Origin of the sequence: Bradyrhizobium sp. CCBAU 51745 (genome assembly GCF_028128715.1) — a bacterium.
Classification (GTDB): Bacteria; Pseudomonadota; Alphaproteobacteria; order Rhizobiales; family Xanthobacteraceae; genus Bradyrhizobium; species Bradyrhizobium manausense.
Map to the genome: position 1 here is coordinate 85,939 of NZ_LBJP01000076.1, position 14,052 is coordinate 99,990.

The 14,052-nt window shown below is 64.2% G+C and carries 14 protein-coding genes and 1 pseudogene; 4 read left to right on the plus strand and 11 right to left on the minus strand.

Annotation, left to right across the window (positions count from 1 at the left end; genetic code table 11):
• Positions 1-25: 25 nt before the first annotated feature.
• A complete protein-coding gene (locus XH98_RS19860; protein WP_271619638.1) occupies positions 26-3,433 on the minus strand; it encodes a CHAT domain-containing tetratricopeptide repeat protein in 3,408 nt (1,135 codons plus the stop codon).
• A 141-nt stretch (positions 3,434-3,574) separates the two neighbouring features.
• On the opposite strand from XH98_RS19860, the gene XH98_RS19865 reads away from it, so the two are divergent.
• Positions 3,575-3,871, plus strand: a complete 297-nt coding sequence (locus tag XH98_RS19865) for a hypothetical protein (RefSeq protein ID WP_271619639.1) — start codon at positions 3,575-3,577, stop codon at positions 3,869-3,871.
• 329 nt (positions 3,872-4,200) lie between these two features.
• Here XH98_RS19865 and XH98_RS19870 read toward each other — a convergent pair whose 3' ends face one another.
• The 5 genes from XH98_RS19870 to XH98_RS19890 form a co-directional block, all read right to left on the minus strand.
• Positions 4,201-4,380 carry a hypothetical protein gene (locus XH98_RS19870; protein ID WP_271619640.1) on the minus strand — a complete coding sequence of 60 codons (180 nt, stop codon included), beginning with the start codon at positions 4,378-4,380 and terminating at the stop codon, positions 4,201-4,203.
• Positions 4,381-4,699: 319 nt separating this feature from the next.
• Positions 4,700-4,894: a hypothetical protein gene (locus XH98_RS19875; protein WP_271602271.1), complete on the minus strand. Its 195-nt coding sequence runs from the start codon at positions 4,892-4,894 to the stop codon at positions 4,700-4,702.
• Between the two features lie 332 nt (positions 4,895-5,226).
• Positions 5,227-6,033: a transglutaminase-like domain-containing protein gene (locus XH98_RS19880; RefSeq protein WP_271602272.1), complete on the minus strand. Its 807-nt coding sequence runs from the start codon at positions 6,031-6,033 to the stop codon at positions 5,227-5,229.
• A 359-nt stretch (positions 6,034-6,392) separates the two neighbouring features.
• Positions 6,393-7,154, minus strand: coding sequence for a hypothetical protein (locus tag XH98_RS19885; RefSeq protein WP_271602273.1), 762 nt, complete (start codon positions 7,152-7,154; stop codon positions 6,393-6,395).
• Positions 7,155-7,169: 15 nt separating this feature from the next.
• A complete protein-coding gene (locus XH98_RS19890) occupies positions 7,170-7,358 on the minus strand; it encodes a hypothetical protein (protein ID WP_057753048.1) in 189 nt (62 codons plus the stop codon).
• A 257-nt stretch (positions 7,359-7,615) separates the two neighbouring features.
• On the opposite strand from XH98_RS19890, the gene XH98_RS19895 reads away from it, so the two are divergent.
• Positions 7,616-8,593 carry a DUF2336 domain-containing protein gene (locus tag XH98_RS19895; protein ID WP_271602274.1) on the plus strand — a complete coding sequence of 326 codons (978 nt, stop codon included), beginning with the start codon at positions 7,616-7,618 and terminating at the stop codon, positions 8,591-8,593.
• A 148-nt stretch (positions 8,594-8,741) separates the two neighbouring features.
• Here the strand turns inward: XH98_RS19895 and XH98_RS19900 are convergent, their stop codons facing one another.
• From XH98_RS19900 to XH98_RS19910, 3 genes are all read right to left on the minus strand, one after another.
• Positions 8,742-9,086 (minus strand): DUF1491 family protein, encoded by a 345-nt coding sequence (locus XH98_RS19900; RefSeq protein WP_271602275.1) that lies wholly within the window; start codon positions 9,084-9,086, stop codon positions 8,742-8,744.
• Between the two features lie 63 nt (positions 9,087-9,149).
• The gene (locus XH98_RS19905; protein ID WP_271619641.1) at positions 9,150-9,887 is read right to left on the minus strand and encodes a peptidoglycan-binding domain-containing protein; all 738 of its coding nucleotides are present in this window, start codon (positions 9,885-9,887) and stop codon (positions 9,150-9,152) included.
• Complete coding sequence (locus XH98_RS19910) at positions 9,880-11,721, minus strand: PAS domain-containing sensor histidine kinase (RefSeq protein ID WP_271619642.1); 1,842 nt, start codon at positions 11,719-11,721, stop codon at positions 9,880-9,882. The genes XH98_RS19905 and XH98_RS19910 overlap by 8 nt, the downstream gene beginning before the upstream one ends.
• 408 nt (positions 11,722-12,129) lie before the next feature.
• Between XH98_RS19910 and XH98_RS19915 the strand changes: the two genes are divergently transcribed.
• Together XH98_RS19915 and XH98_RS19920 are read left to right on the plus strand one after the other, a co-directional pair.
• A complete protein-coding gene (locus tag XH98_RS19915; RefSeq protein ID WP_271619643.1) occupies positions 12,130-12,567 on the plus strand; it encodes a DUF5330 domain-containing protein in 438 nt (145 codons plus the stop codon).
• Positions 12,568-12,635: 68 nt separating this feature from the next.
• The gene (locus tag XH98_RS19920; RefSeq protein ID WP_271619644.1) at positions 12,636-13,064 is read left to right on the plus strand and encodes a SufE family protein; all 429 of its coding nucleotides are present in this window, start codon (positions 12,636-12,638) and stop codon (positions 13,062-13,064) included.
• Between the two features lie 137 nt (positions 13,065-13,201).
• On the opposite strand, the gene XH98_RS19925 is transcribed toward XH98_RS19920, so the two are convergent.
• Complete coding sequence (locus XH98_RS19925) at positions 13,202-13,618, minus strand: MucR family transcriptional regulator (protein WP_057753042.1); 417 nt, start codon at positions 13,616-13,618, stop codon at positions 13,202-13,204.
• Between the two features lie 163 nt (positions 13,619-13,781).
• Positions 13,782-14,052: pseudogene (locus XH98_RS19930) on the minus strand (DUF308 domain-containing protein); the annotation flags it as partial.

The following is a 14,052-nucleotide window of genomic DNA, read 5'->3' on the forward strand; positions in this document are numbered from 1 at the left end:
GTCCTTCCAACCTTCCCCACGTCAATCATCGCACGCCGCCATCACCGATGATCGTATACGGCGCCCAGAACAGCGGGTGCGCGTAGGCGAACTCGGTCTTGCCCTCGCCGTTCAGGTAACCGGGACCATCGACCAGAGCCATCATTGCCTGCCGCAGCGCTTCGCTCCGCGACAATTTTGCATCGTCGGCCTGCCGCTTGAACAGATCGGTCACGAGCTGGCGGGCCGATTGCGAATGCACCGACCAGTTGGTGACCAGCAGCGCGCGCGTTCCCGCATAGAAGAACGCGCGGCCAAGACCGGAGGCCGCCTCGGCACCGGCGCCTGCCCCGGCGCCGGTATTGCAGGCGGACAGGATCACCCAGTCGGCGTCGAGCTTCAGGCCCAGGATCTCCTCCATGGTGAGGAGGCCGTCTCCGCCCTCGCCCGTCACCGCCGGCGACGACAATGCGAGAGCGGGCTGCGTCAGGCCGTTGAGCTCGCCCGGCACGAGACCGTGGGTGGCGAACGCCAGAATCCTGAAGCCGGAGAGATTCATCGTCTTCACCGCGCTCTCGGTCGCATTCTTGCCGAGGAACAGCACCTTGGAGGGATCCGCCTGCAAGGCCAGCGCGATCGATTTGAGCTCGTCGGCCGTATCAGGGAGACGAGGCAAGAGCCCGAGCTCGGCGCTGTCGACGCCTTCGAGCTTCGGGCTGCTGCGACGCTTCAGCGGCATGCCGCGGGTGACATTGCCGCCGACATCGGCGACCTGCACCTTGCCGTCGGCGCTTTCTGCCTCGGCCTGCTGATCCTTGTTGAAATAGGGATCGCCGAATGCCACGAGATCGCCGCGGCCGGGCTTGCCGGGCGGCAGCTGCCGCAGCGTGCGCAGCGCCGCGGCCGATGGCACGGTCGAGACGGCATGGGTCCGCGCCAGCCACGGCACGTTGCGATAGCCGACGAACAGCGGATCCTCCTCCACAGCCACCTCTGCGGGTGCGGTCGGCAGCAGCGACAGCGGCAGCAGGCCGAGCGCGCCGTTGGTCACCACGATCAGGTTCTTGGCGGGCTTCCATCCGCTCTCGACCGGCTTGAGCAACAGCTCGTAGAGCTCATAACCGAGCTTCAGGTCGAATGGCGGAATGTCCGAGATCATCGCCGCCTGCGGCTCCAGCGCCTCGCGCAGCTTGCGGACCTTGGTCTCGATGTCGCCGCCCCTGGCATTGACGGCGGCAAAGGCCACCGGGCCCGATTTCGGCACGGCCCAGACGAAGCTGCCGTTCTGGCCGAAATAGAACGACAACATCGCTTCGTTGTCGGCGAGCGTGGCGCGGATCTCGGCAACGCTCGGCGGCTTCGGCGAAACCAGATCGGCATAAACAGGGAATTTCTGCTTGATCTCCTGGCGCGCCTTGTCGCGTTCACCGCGCAAGGCCGCGATCGACGCCTGGATCTGCTGCGCCCCCTTCTCGTCGCGCTCCGCCGAGGGAATGGCGAGGACGTTGTTGAGCGTGCCGAGCTGGGCGTTGACCTGTTTTGTCAGATCCTGCTCCTTGCGCACGAGCTCGGCCAGCGCGGGATCCTTGGCGGCGGCACGCGCGCTTGAGGCCGCGAGCGCCTGCTGCACGGAGCGGCCACGGATGGCATCGGCAAGACTGAACGTCTCCTCGCCCACGGCGCCGCTGGTGCCCTCGGCCCGCGCGAGCAGCAGCAGGTAGCTCTCGACGATGGTCTGCAGCCGCTGGCTGCGCGCGGCCACCACGGTCGTGTTCTCGTCGTCGGCGTTCTCGTTCGCATTTGCCATCATGATCGGAATGGCGGCCTTGAACTCCCTGATGGCGTCGGTATCGCGCCGTGCGCGCATCAGGCCGATCGCCAGGGTGCCGCGCGCCGACGCGGCATCGAAATGGTTCTCGCCGACCCGCCCGACCTGCTTCTTGACCAGTTGCTCGGCGGCGGCGATGCCGGCGTCGAGCTGGCCGGAATTGTAGAGCGCCAGAATGCGCGCTGGATTGAGCTCGATGACCTGGCGGCGCTGCGGATCCCAATTGGCGACCGCCTTGTCGATCCGCGCAAACAGGTCGCTGGCTTCGGCATTGTTGCGCCGCAGGTTGAGAATGCCGGCGAGCTGCGACAGCAGCTGCACGGTCGATTGCGAGTCTTCCGGCACGCCGACCGTCTTGTTGATCTCCAGCGCGACGCGGCCAAGCTGCTCCGCTTCCTCGTAACGGCCCTCGTCGACCAGGATGCCGGCCAATCCCATCACATAACGCGGCGTCACCGGATTGTACTTGCCGGTGTCCTTCAGGCGCGACAACAGCGCCCGGCGCGCGTCGACCTCGGCTTCGGCGAGCCTGCCCTGCCGCGCCTTCATGCGCGCCTGGCTCAGAACCAGATAGTCGATGGTCTGCAAGACGACGGTTTCAGCGGGAGGATTGTCCGACTCCATCACGGCCTTCATGCCGGCGCGCTTGCGCTGCTCGGCCAGACGATAGGAGGCTTCGGCTTCCTTGAACTGCCCGCGCGCCTCGAAGATCATGGCGCGGGTGCTCTCGATTTCTCCCTCCCAATTCTGCCCCATCTTCGCATAGGAGGCGCGCCATGCGGGGAGGCCGCTGGTGCGAGCCTCCTGGATCCCGGCCAGGCTGCGGCGCAGATAGGCTTCGGCCTGCGGGATGTCGCCCATTTGAATGAGAATGCCTGCGATCGAGCGATTGGCGTTGAATAGATACCCCTTTGCGCCCGGCGCGGTGGCGACCTCGCGCAACTGCCTCTGCATGATCTCGAGTGCGCGCTTCGGATCGCCGGCGTTCGAATATTGCAGGGCGGCAAGCTGTGTCAGCCGACCCATCATGTTTGCGCTGATGGCGCCGCGTCCGACCTCGATGGCCTTGTTGGCGTCAGCGATGGCTTCGGCAAGCCGTCCGAGCTGGGCGCGCGCATTGGCGCGATCGAAATAGAACTGGGCGAGATCCTCGCGGGACTCCTTGCCCGTGGGCGTCGAATCCGCGTCCGCCTTCAGCTCCGCAATCAGCTTCTCGTTCGGCTTTTCGCTGTCGAGGATCGCGGTGATGTCGGAGATGGTGCGCGGCGGCGCGATGAAATCCTTGGGCAGCGCAGTCCCCGGCGCCAGCTTGGGCGCCTCTTCCTTCGGTACCTCGACCGCGACATTGGCGCGGCCGTTGGCGGCATTGAGCGCCGCCATCACGCAGGCTTTGACCTGCGGCGAGGCCTTGGCGCGGCATGCTTCCCGATCGGCACCGCCGCCCGCATGCATGCAGGCCTGCACGATCGGCTTGCCGACGGTCATCCTGCAATTCTCGATTGCCGCCTCCTTGGTCAGCGCGGCAGCCGTCCCGGTCGATCCCAGCAGGAGGGCAAGGACCAGAAGTTTTCGCGAAGGCGTGGAATTTCGACGGGTGTCACGCAGCGTCCCGGAACTGTTGCTCATCCCAAAAGACCTTCGTGCAAAATGACTTAGATAACAGCCCAATCCTATCGATATGGCTTGGGAGAACAAGCGCCAATCAGGGCTGTTCGACCATATGCTGAACGGCAAGGGCTGCGGCGGGTACAGGTTCCTGGGGCACCCGTGCCGGCGGACCGCGGGTTATCGGGCTGGTTGCTGCTGCGGATCTCGCAAAGCGAAGCGGACGTGCCAGAATGGACGGCAGCGGCCTGGGATACCGAAGCTGTCTACCGCAGGGCAACAATCGCCCCCAACACCTTGTTCTCGAATGTGCTTCATGAAGGCGGGCTGCCGTGGTGCTTGACTGCCTCCCTGTCAGCTTCCAACGATTCGATGGCACATCGGATCATGACCAAGCTGAGTGCTTCCATTCCCGGCGATATCAGGCGACGGAGCTGTTCAATTTCAATCTCGATCTGATCGCACCTACTGCACACGTGCATCCCGCAGCTTGGAGGCGGGAGCAATCGCTCTCAGTCACCGATAATAGCCCGGGGTCCGAAAAGGTGATGACCCTCAAAGCCGCCTCTTCGACAACGTTCCCAAACGCAGTCAAAAAATTGCTCTCGTCAGCCGCGGTATCGCTGCAGGAGCGTCACCGCAAACAAAAACGCCGCCCGCTTAAATAGAGCGCAGGCGGCGGGTTACCAGCCCCGGGAGGGTGAGAGTAAAATCCCGATGAAGGTTGGTCTCGACGTCACGTACAAAAGTTCATCGCGTCGGGCAAAGCCGCTGCGAACCGAGCGTGCTTATTGGCGCTGCCGATCTCTGAGCAATTGGCCGATCGCGCGTTGAGCTGCGGTGATGGCCTCCGCTCGGTCGAAGGCGATTCCGGTTTTGGGGGACCGACCATCTCGCTCAAACGACCATTTCCAGCCTGACGGATTGATCGTCTGGACGACCGTGTATTCAATGCCCTGATGTTCCATGCGCTATCATAGCTCCCGCGAGCGGCGAACCTCAGCAACCGCGGCATATGTTCTTCAGCTTTGCGGCGGTTCGGGCCTCTTCCACAAGGAAGGGGTCTTTGTATCCCGACGACGCGGCGATACCGTTTTCGGCAGGTTTCGTGATCTTTGGTGGAAACGCCGCATCGTAACAGGAGAGTCGCGCACTGGTGCTCTCGATCGCACGGCAATTCGGTTCCGCAGCGGAAGCCGCTAACGCGGATTCGCCCGAAGCCGATACAAGCAAGAGGGCCGCTAGCCAGGTGGCTGGTCGAACTTTCTTCACGCCGAAGTCCTATCGCTATTTGCTCTTGCTGGCCCAGGACGGATGCTCGCCGGTCCAGGCCGGAAGAGCATCCCACTCGGACCAACGCATCCGGCGTTCTTCGCCTCCGACCCGCACGAAAACAAAGGGCGCATCCTCTCGGCCCGTTTTCGAGCCGACAAAGATTGCCGGAACCCCGTAGGCATCCCTGATGATCGCGGTGTTTGCCATTGTCGGCTCCCGTCTGGCTGGAACTGGCCCCGGCGCCCCGGTCTGCTGTTTCGACGTGTGCTGATTGAACGGACTTGCCACTATAGATTGGCCGCGACGGCAATCAGCAATACGAGAAAGATCGGCACCAACAACGGTGGTACAAGCCACTCACGAATGTCGAACTTGTCGGGATTTGACATCTCTCCGCCTCCTCTTGGGCTCAGGCGGGAGCGCAACGCTCTCAGTCACCGATAACAGCCACGAAGCGCGCGGTGATGCCAGTTGTCTAGCAGTCTTCTCGCCAACTAGCGAGATCAATCTCAAACAATCGGCGCCGCGGGGCGAGCGCCTTACGCAAGCTCATCAGTCCACACCTTGAAGCTGACGAGCGTGCTGGGTCCGAAAGTCTGGGTAATCGGAACATCTGCCGCATCGCGGCCGTGAGCGATCAGCACGCGACCAATTCGCGGAGTGTTGTTGCGCGGATCGAAAGTATACCAGCGACCGCCAAGATAAGCTTCGAACCAGCCTGCGAAGTCCCCGGGGGCGTGGGGCGGCGGGATGCCGATGTCGCCGAGATAGCCGGTGCAATAGCGCGCCGGAATGTTCATGCATCGGCAGAATGCAACAGCAAGATGGGCATAGTCGCGGCAGACGCCTTTGCCCTCGTTGAATGCTTCCCATGCCGTCTTTGTGGCGCGCGCGTGCTCGTAGCCGAACGCGACGTGATTATGCACGAAATTGCAGATCGCCTGGACCCGTGGCCAGCCCGGCGGGGCTTTCTCGAACAGCTTCCATGCGATGTCGGAAAGACGATCGGTTTCGCAATAGCGGCTGCCAAGCAGATAAACGATGGTATCAGGTGGCAGATCCTCAACCCGATATTGCGTGGCGGAAGGCGCGATCACGTCAGGCAACCCGCTGTCGCGCAATGTCCCGTTGGCCGAAAGACGCATGCGGCCGGCAGGCGCGACGAGCCGACTGCACCAGTTTCCGAAGCCGTCGCGATAGGGCGTGATCGGTACGGAAGGCTCGGTGATGAGGTAATCCGGCACAATGACGTCGGATGCCCGGGTAAAATGCGTGCCGACCACAGCAATCAACGGTGTGACTTGCTCGAAGTCGTAGATCATTTCGAAGCCAACACCGATTTTCATGCTTGGGGCCTGACTCCGACTGCACTGGCTCGAATTGCCGTGCCGATGTTGTGTGCTAGCAACGGCGGCTGCCGATCCGCTATTTCAAAGTGGCGGCTTCCTTGACGACGGCCGAAATCGAGCTGCCAGACTAGCGAACGACGCTGGTCAACTGTTCATTCGACACCTTGAGCCGCTTGCGACAAGCTCGAATGCTTGTGCAGGACCCTGACCTGCACCTTATCTCTTAAATCCAGCGAGTTGCAGAAAAAGATCGGCTTGTGTCCGTTCATGCGTTTCTTTGGCGATGAGGGGATCGGCAGGATCGCGACCAGCGGGCGTCACGCCACCCCGGCCGCGATGGTGACCGCGATCCGCGCTCAGCCCTTCGAGACGACCGCGCGGCCATAAGGCGGCTGCGAGATGACAGGCGGATTGGCGGTTTGCGCGGCGAGTTCGCCGATCAGGCGGTCGGCGTCGGCGGCCATGCCGTCCGGCGCCTGGATCACCAGCCGCTCCAGCGCCCAGCGATAGGACGAGACGCGCTGCTCGAGGCTTTGCTGCACCCACTGGACGATCAGCGAGTTCTCCTGCATGCGCGCGACGGCGTCCGCCTTTTCCTGTGGCGACAGGGCGGAGACGCGCGCCATGCTGGCGTCCCGCTTCCTGTCGAGATCGATGACGCGGATCGCGCAGGCAAAGAACGGCTCGAAGCGGGTGATATCGTTGCGCACGTCCTCGATCAGCTGCGCATAGCGCGAGGCGTGCGAGCGATGCGGCTCGTCGATCAGCGTACGGCCGTACATGGTGCGGTCGAACACGACCTTCTGGCGCCACGGTGCCGGCAGGGCCTTGTAATCGCCGAACACGCTCTTCCAGGCCGGCCGGGACAGCGGCGGCTCGATCATGGGATAGGCGAGGTCGCGAAGCTGGCGCTCCTCGTCGGTCAACTGGAATTGGGAGGACTTCAGTCCGAGGCTCCCGGTGGCCTCAAGGCCGAGCCAGCCGTGCATATCGTCGCTGCGCATGTCGGCGCGGGTGCGGCCGAAATCACCGCCGCTGCAGCCAGCGAGCGCGGTGCCCAGGGCTGCGAACAGAATGGCCGATCGAATGGTGCGGATCTGATGGATGGAGCCCGGCATTGCAAAAGCCGCAATTCAGCGGCGACGGCGGCGGCGCCCCGGCGCGGTGCCCTGCTCCGGTCCACGGTCGCCGCTGGTTTCGTCGCTGTCGCGCTCGATGCGGATGACGGGAAGGATCAGGATCGTTCCCATGTCCGCGCGCGGTGTGACGTCCCCCGACGAGCCCACCCGGCGACCGGCCGGAAATTCGATGATGGTCCCCATGTCAGCTCTCTCAACTGCCGCGCGGCCGAACGCGCCCCAGCAACATGGGGGTCATTAGGATCAGTTTATGGTTAACGGGGTGTAAACACGGCTCTCGGACCGTAACCGCACGGACCATTGCCTCGCCGCCGTCCCGCAGCGAGACGAGATAGCTTGAATTGAGCGGGTTTGCTTCACATTTCGTTTTCCTTAAGCAACCTTTAAAGGAACCCTTGATAGGCTGAGACGACAGTTCTTCCGAAGTTGCGTACGCCTCCATGACCAAGTCGCTGTTTCCCGGATTCGACGGGCTGATGACACTCTCCCGCCGCGAGGGCGTCGATGTTCGCCCCACCCTGCTGCGCGTGTTGACCGATCTCTATGTCCAGGCCAGCACCCACACCGAGGACGAGCAGCGTCAATTCATCGAGCTTGCGACGCGGCTGATCGATCAGGTCGACGACGCGACGCGCGCGGCCGTCAAGGCGAAGCTTGCGATCTATCCGCACACGCCCGTGCCCGTGCTGCAAAAGCTCGGCCTGGTCGCGGCGCAGGAAGGCCGCCGCGTGCCGCTCGCGCGCACAATCCCGGAAGCTACGCTTGCCCCCTCGCCCGCCCGCGCGCCGACGGACACGGAGGCGCACATGGCCGCCAACATGGCGATGCAGCCGAAGGAAGCGGCCGAGATCCACGACACGTTCTTCAGCGCCGATGCGAGCCAGCGCGCGCTGATGCTGCAAAACCTGGCGCAGACGCCGCTGAAGGCCGCGCCGCGGATTCCGACCGTGCATGCCAAGCGCGCGATCCAGGTCCTGGAGATGGCGGCGATCGCGGGCGATGTCGACAGCTTCACCTACGAGCTCGGCGACACGCTGATCCTGCCCTCGCGCGTCGCAACCCAGATCGTCGAGGACGCCGGCGGCGAGGCGCTCGCGGTTGCCGCGCGCGCGCTCGACATGCCGAGCCCGAACTTCCAGCGTATCCTGCTGTTCTTCAAGCCCGCGATCGGCACTTCCGTGAACGAGGTCTATCGGCTGTCGCGGCTCTATGACCGCATCAGCGACCGCTCGGCGCTGGTGATGCTCGCCGCCTGGCGCGGCTCGACGCTCGCCGTCACGCGCACGAAATATCAGCCGTCGCTGCATGACAGCGACCGGCAGCGCGCACGCGGCGCGTCCAGCCCGTCGCGGCCGAGCGTGCAGCCGGGATCGAGCCCGGCGGTGCGCACGGGCTCAGGCGGGGCGTCGGAGCGATAACGCCTGCCTCTTCAGGCACCGACGTTTGGTAACGTACCGCGCTCTAACCACGTCATTGCGAGGAGCTCTTGCGACGAAGCAATCCAGAATTCCTCCGCGGAAAGATTCTGGATTGCCTCGCTGCGCTCGCGATGACGGTGAGGATGGATCAGGTCTTCGCCAGATCAAGAAAGTGCCGCCCGGCGCGGTCTTCGGTCTCGACGATCCAGGCATCCGGATCGAAGCGGAGCTCCTTGGTCAGGCGTTCTTCGACGGCAGACTCAGGCACAGGCTGTGGCGCAATCGGCACGAAGAAGCGATCGACCGGGCGGCCGTCGTCATAAGAGGTCTGCGGAGCCGGCACGTAAAGCATCGCGTTGCCGTCCAGCAGCGACACCTTGACGAACACCGCGCCCGCCTCCTCGGCGCCGCGATGGCGCACCGCGCCGAACACGCCCTCGGTCTGGCACCGGCGCAAGTAAGCTGAGACCCAGATATTCGATTTCAAACGCATGGACGCACGATAGGCGAGTGCCGCGCGCGGCACCAGCCTTCAAACTTCGCGAAACGATGACGATTATTCGACGGGATGACCGATCGCGGCGGCGAGCTCGCGCAGCAGGCGGTCCGACACCTGGCCGGTGACGGGCATCTTGTGCTGGCGCTCGAAGGTCTGGATCGCCGACTGGGTCTCGCCGCTCATCGTGCCGGTGATCTTCAAATTGCCATAGCCGTATTCGGACAGCGCGCGCTGCACGCCGGCGAGGCGACGCGCCGCCGGACTCTGCTGCGGGATCGGCGCCGGCGGCCGCGCGACGGCAACCGAGGACGGGGCCGGCGTCGGTGCCGTGGCCTTGATCACCAGATTGGTCATGGGATCGCCCGAGCGCGGCGTCGAGGCGGTCGTCTCGGCGGGTTTCTCCGGCGCCCTCTCGGCAGGCTTCTCGGCCGGCTTCTCGGCCGGTTTGGGCTCGACGCGAAACTCGGTCGCCTTCGGCTCGAGCGGCGAGGTATCGGCGCCGACGGGGCGCGGCCGCGGCATGGGGCTCGAGAGCGACGCCGGCGACGGCGCAGGAAGATTGATCACGGTGCCGAACATCGGCGCCGGATGCCGGCCGGTCTGCAGGAACAGCGCGTTGGCGACGATAGCGCTGATGGCGGCGGCGGCGACGAGGCCGGCCAGCGTGTCCTTGGGACTATGCAAGAGCACGCGCAAGACGAGGTTGCGCTCGGTCTCGACATCGATGACCGCAGCCTTGGCCTTGGCGCCACGGCGGCGCGGAGCGGCTTCGTCGTTGGCAGACTTCTTAGGCACTTTTCTTCACCAGAGCAGGTTGGTCCTGAACGTCATGACGCAGCACCGGCGTCAACGTCGCGATCTTGCTCGCCACCGGCTTTGCTTGCGGCGGCGTGTAGACGAGCGGCAGCTTGACCGTGACGGCGGTGCCCTCGCCGAGCTTGCTTTGTACCGTCAATTCGCCGAGATGCAACGCCACCAGGCTCTTCACGATCGAAAGCCCAAGGCCAGTGCCTTCGTGCCGGCGCTCATAGGTCTTGCCGCACTGGAAGAACGGCGCGCCGATGCGCTTGAGGTCGTCGGGCGCGATGCCGACGCCGGTGTCGCTGATGCGCAGGGTCAGCTGCGAAGCCGATGCCGACGCCGATACCGTGACCTGGCCGCCGCGCTCGGTGAACTTGACGGCGTTGGCGACGAGATTGAGCACGATCTGCTTGAAAGCGCGGGGATCGCCGGTCATCACGGGCAGATCCTGCGGCGCATCGGTGATGAGGTCGATGCCGCTCTCGCGCGCCTTGAGCGCGAGCAGATTGCAGCAATGCATCAGCGCGGCGCGCGGCGCGAACGGCTCGGAGGCGATCTCGAAATTGCCCGATTCCATCTTCGACATGTCGAGGATGCCGTTCACCACCGACAGCAGATGCTGGCCGGAGGCGTTGATCAGCTCGGCATATTCCTTGCGCTGGCCTGCGGCCAGCATCAGGGTCTGCTCCTGCGCGATCATCTCGGAGAAGCCGATGATGGCGTTGAGCGGCGTGCGCAGCTCATGGCTCATGGTGGCGAGGAAGCGCGTCTTGGCGGCGTCGGCGGCTTCCGCCGCGCTACGAGCCTGATCGAGCGCCTGCTCCGACAGCTTGCGATCGGTGACGTCGCGCATCACCGCGACGACCTCGAGCTCGGCGGTGAGGTCGCCGTAAGGATTTCTGCGCTGATCCTGGTCGAGCGGGCGGCAGCGCATCTCGACCCAGATGAAGTCGATCTGGCCGCGCTCGGAACCGGTGGGATCGCGCCGCAGCCGGAATTCGACGCTGCGGACCTCGCCACGCGCGGCGTCCGACAGCGCGGTGAGATAGGCCGGACGATCGGCGACATGGACGCGATCGAACAGGCCGTGGCCGAGCAGTTGCGCGACCGGCATGCCGAGCATGGCTTCCGCGGCCGGCGAGATGAACTGCACCGCGCCGTTGCGCTGATGCCGCGAGATCACATCGCTCATGTTGCGCGCGAGCAGGCGATAGCGCTCCTCCTCGCGCGAGAGCAGCGTGACGCTGGTGCGCGCAAGCGACTCGGCGCCGAAAGCAAGGCCCGCGGCATAAAGCGTCGCCGAGGCAACGCCGAGCGCCATCATCACGCCGCGCTGGGTTCCGCTGAGCTCCCCAGAAGGCAGCCAGCCGAGCAAGCTGAGCAGGATCAGGACGGCCGCGCAGGACAATGCGAGCAGCGAGGCGAAGGCCGCGACACGGCGCGAGGCCGACAGGGCGGCCTCCAGGGGAACCACGACCAGCCAGATCGCCGCGAAGGATTCGATACCGCCGGTCGTGGCCGCGATGGCCATGATCAGCCCGGCAAGCGCCAGCGACGACAACACATGGGCGCCCTCATAGCGCCCGGTGCGCGACAGGAACCAGGACAGCAGAATCGGCGCGATCAGCCAGGCGAGGGCCGCGACCTCGATCGCGCTCGGCGCGCCGCGCAGGACAAGATAAACGGGAAATGCGGCAAAAGCGGCCAGGCTTCCAAGAAGCCGCGGCGCCATGAAGGCCCGATGCCGCGCACGCGTCAGCGCATCGTAGCGCGCGGAGGGATGCAGCAGTGCATCGAGACAATCGCGGATGATACTCAAAACTGTCACGGGTCTCGCGCTTCGGCTCACTCGTCAAAAGACGCGCCGGAACGCCTCCTTGTCGTTGAGCCACCGTGTCAGAGCGACCTTAAACGAGTGCTAAGGCGGATCGGCGCGCGGCCGGACGCCGTATTTTCGTTGAGATTTTTAGGCGATTTGGCGATGTCATCATCGGTGATGGTGAACACAGGGTTTCGCCTTGCCCTTCATGGTTTCGAATTGGTGGACGTGCAGGTCCGGGACACCACAGACGGGCCGATCAATCGAAAATTGACGCGACCTCGCCCTGCGAAGTTTTTTGCGTAAATTTTCTGCGAATTAAGCTCAAGGCAATCACTTGCGATTTATCGAGAGTTGCTAGGTCACTGGCGCCGCGCGGAGATCGCCGCGTGCCAGATCTAACTACAGGTCGATAAGATGCGCTTTCTGCTTCGCATCACATTCTGGCTCGGGCTGGTGCTGGTGCTCCTGCCGCGGGACAAGACGCCCGAATCGGGCAAGCTGCCGAACATCGGCGCTGCCGACGCGGTGCAGGCTGCGACCGCGGCCGTCTCCGACATGAGCCAGTTCTGCAAGCGCCAGCCGGCGGCCTGCGAGGTCGGCGGACAGGCCGCAACCATCATCGGCCAGCGGGCGCAGGACGGCGCGAAGAAAATCTACCAGATCATCAACGACAAGAAGGAGCAGATCACCAACGACAAGAATGAGAAGACCGACAAGAAGGCGCCCGACCATACCGGCTCGATTGCGGTGGCAGGCGAAGGCGATGCCATGGCGAGCGAGGCGCCTCGCGACACGCTGACCCAGGACGATCTTGCGTTGGAATGGCGCGGCCCCGAGGCGACGGCGAATTAGGCTCGAATCCTATCGATTTCGACGCCTCGCGTGCCTATATTGGCCTGAACGGGAACCACAGGCCATCAATGACTTCGATCGACGATATCCGCGAGAATTTCGAGCTTCTGGACGATTGGGACGACCGTTACCGGTACGTCATCGAGCTCGGCCGCACCCTGGAACCGATGCCCGAGGCGGAACATTCGGCCCAGAACAAGGTGCAGGGCTGCGTCAGCCAGGTCTGGCTCCAGAAGCTGGTCGAACGCGACGGTGGTGCACCGATCCTGCGGTATCGCGGCGACAGCGACGCGCATATCGTGCGCGGGCTCGTCGCGATCGTGCTCGCGCTTTATTCCGGCCGCACGCCGCAGCAGATTCTCGAGACCGATGCGATTTCCGTGTTCAATGAGTTCGGCTTCCGCGATCACCTGACGCCGCAGCGCTCCAACGGCCTGCGCTCGATGGTGGAGCGGATCAAGACCGATGCGAGAGAGGCGTTGGCGGAGGCGTCTTGAAGAGGCTCCCGTAGGGCGGGTTAGCTGCCGTAGGGTGGGCAAAGCGGAGCGTGCCCACCATTTGCGTGTGACGGAGAGAATACGTGGGCACGGCGCAAGTGCGCCTTTGCCCACCCTACGAGATCCAGCGCGCTGCCCTACTTCCCCTTCTTCCGCTGCTGCTGTCCCAGACCCATCTTCTTTGCCAGTTGCGAACGGGCCACCGCGTAGTTCGGCGCGACCATGGGATAGTCGGCCGGCAGGCCCCATTTCTCGCGATATTGCTCCGGCGTCATGCTGTACTGGGTGCGCAGATGGCGCTTCAGCGACTTGAAGCGCTTGCCGTCTTCCAGACACACCAGATAGTCCGGCGCGATCGACTTTTTCAGCGACACCGCGGGCTTTGCCGGTTCGAGCGGCGCCTCGACGCGGCCCGACGACACCCGCGTCAACGCACCGTGCACCTGGCTGATCAGGTTCGGAATCTCGCCGGCCGGCGTCGGGTTGTTGCTGAGATAGGCCGAGACGATGTTCGCCGTCAGCTCGATGAAATTCTTGCCCGCGGCATCCGACATGGCGCGACCTCTCTCCAATCCGGCTCCGTCGCGCTGCATTGGCGGCGATGAAGTATTCTCTGTCAACAATACGTTTGGCCGAAATACGACGACTGGCGAATATGAGCCGATTACTGATCTGGCGACAATAGCGGCGAGGCTTTACTTGAAATGGGAGATACCTTCAGCCACCGCGCTGGTCGAGATGGGCGCGCAACTCGTCGATCGAGGCAAAGCGCATCATGCCCTCGGGCATCTGCGCCTCGATCGAGCCGTCGGAATAGAGCGAATAGGCCATGCCGTCGACGATGCCGGATTTCAGCACCGTCACCTGCGGCTGTTCGGCTGGCGGCTCGGACGCAGGCGAAGCTGCGGTGGGTTGAGGCGCAGCCGGCTCGAAGGTCGATGACGGGCGCGGCGGCGGGGGCGGCGGCGGTGGACGACGCGCCACCGGT

Bases quoted from the DNA above. Each gene is read 5' to 3' on its own strand.
- XH98_RS19920 (WP_271619644.1), top strand. From the start codon at position 12,636: ATGACTTCGATCGACGATATCCGCGAGAATTTCGAGCTTCTGGACGAT.
- XH98_RS19895 (WP_271602274.1), top strand. From the start codon at position 7,616: ATGACCAAGTCGCTGTTTCCCGGATTCGACGGGCTGATGACACTCTCC.
- XH98_RS19885 (WP_271602273.1), bottom strand. From the start codon at position 7,154: ATGCCGGGCTCCATCCATCAGATCCGCACCATTCGATCGGCCATTCTG.
- XH98_RS19925 (WP_057753042.1), bottom strand. From the start codon at position 13,618: ATGTCGGATGCCGCGGGCAAGAATTTCATCGAGCTGACGGCGAACATC.
- XH98_RS19900 (WP_271602275.1), bottom strand. From the start codon at position 9,086: ATGCGTTTGAAATCGAATATCTGGGTCTCAGCTTACTTGCGCCGGTGC.
- XH98_RS19870 (WP_271619640.1), bottom strand. From the start codon at position 4,380: ATGGAACATCAGGGCATTGAATACACGGTCGTCCAGACGATCAATCCG.
- XH98_RS19890 (WP_057753048.1), bottom strand. From the start codon at position 7,358: ATGGGGACCATCATCGAATTTCCGGCCGGTCGCCGGGTGGGCTCGTCG.
- XH98_RS19915 (WP_271619643.1), top strand. From the start codon at position 12,130: ATGCGCTTTCTGCTTCGCATCACATTCTGGCTCGGGCTGGTGCTGGTG.
- XH98_RS19875 (WP_271602271.1), bottom strand. From the start codon at position 4,894: ATGGCAAACACCGCGATCATCAGGGATGCCTACGGGGTTCCGGCAATC.
- XH98_RS19880 (WP_271602272.1), bottom strand. From the start codon at position 6,033: ATGAAAATCGGTGTTGGCTTCGAAATGATCTACGACTTCGAGCAAGTC.
- XH98_RS19860 (WP_271619638.1), bottom strand. From the start codon at position 3,433: ATGAGCAACAGTTCCGGGACGCTGCGTGACACCCGTCGAAATTCCACG.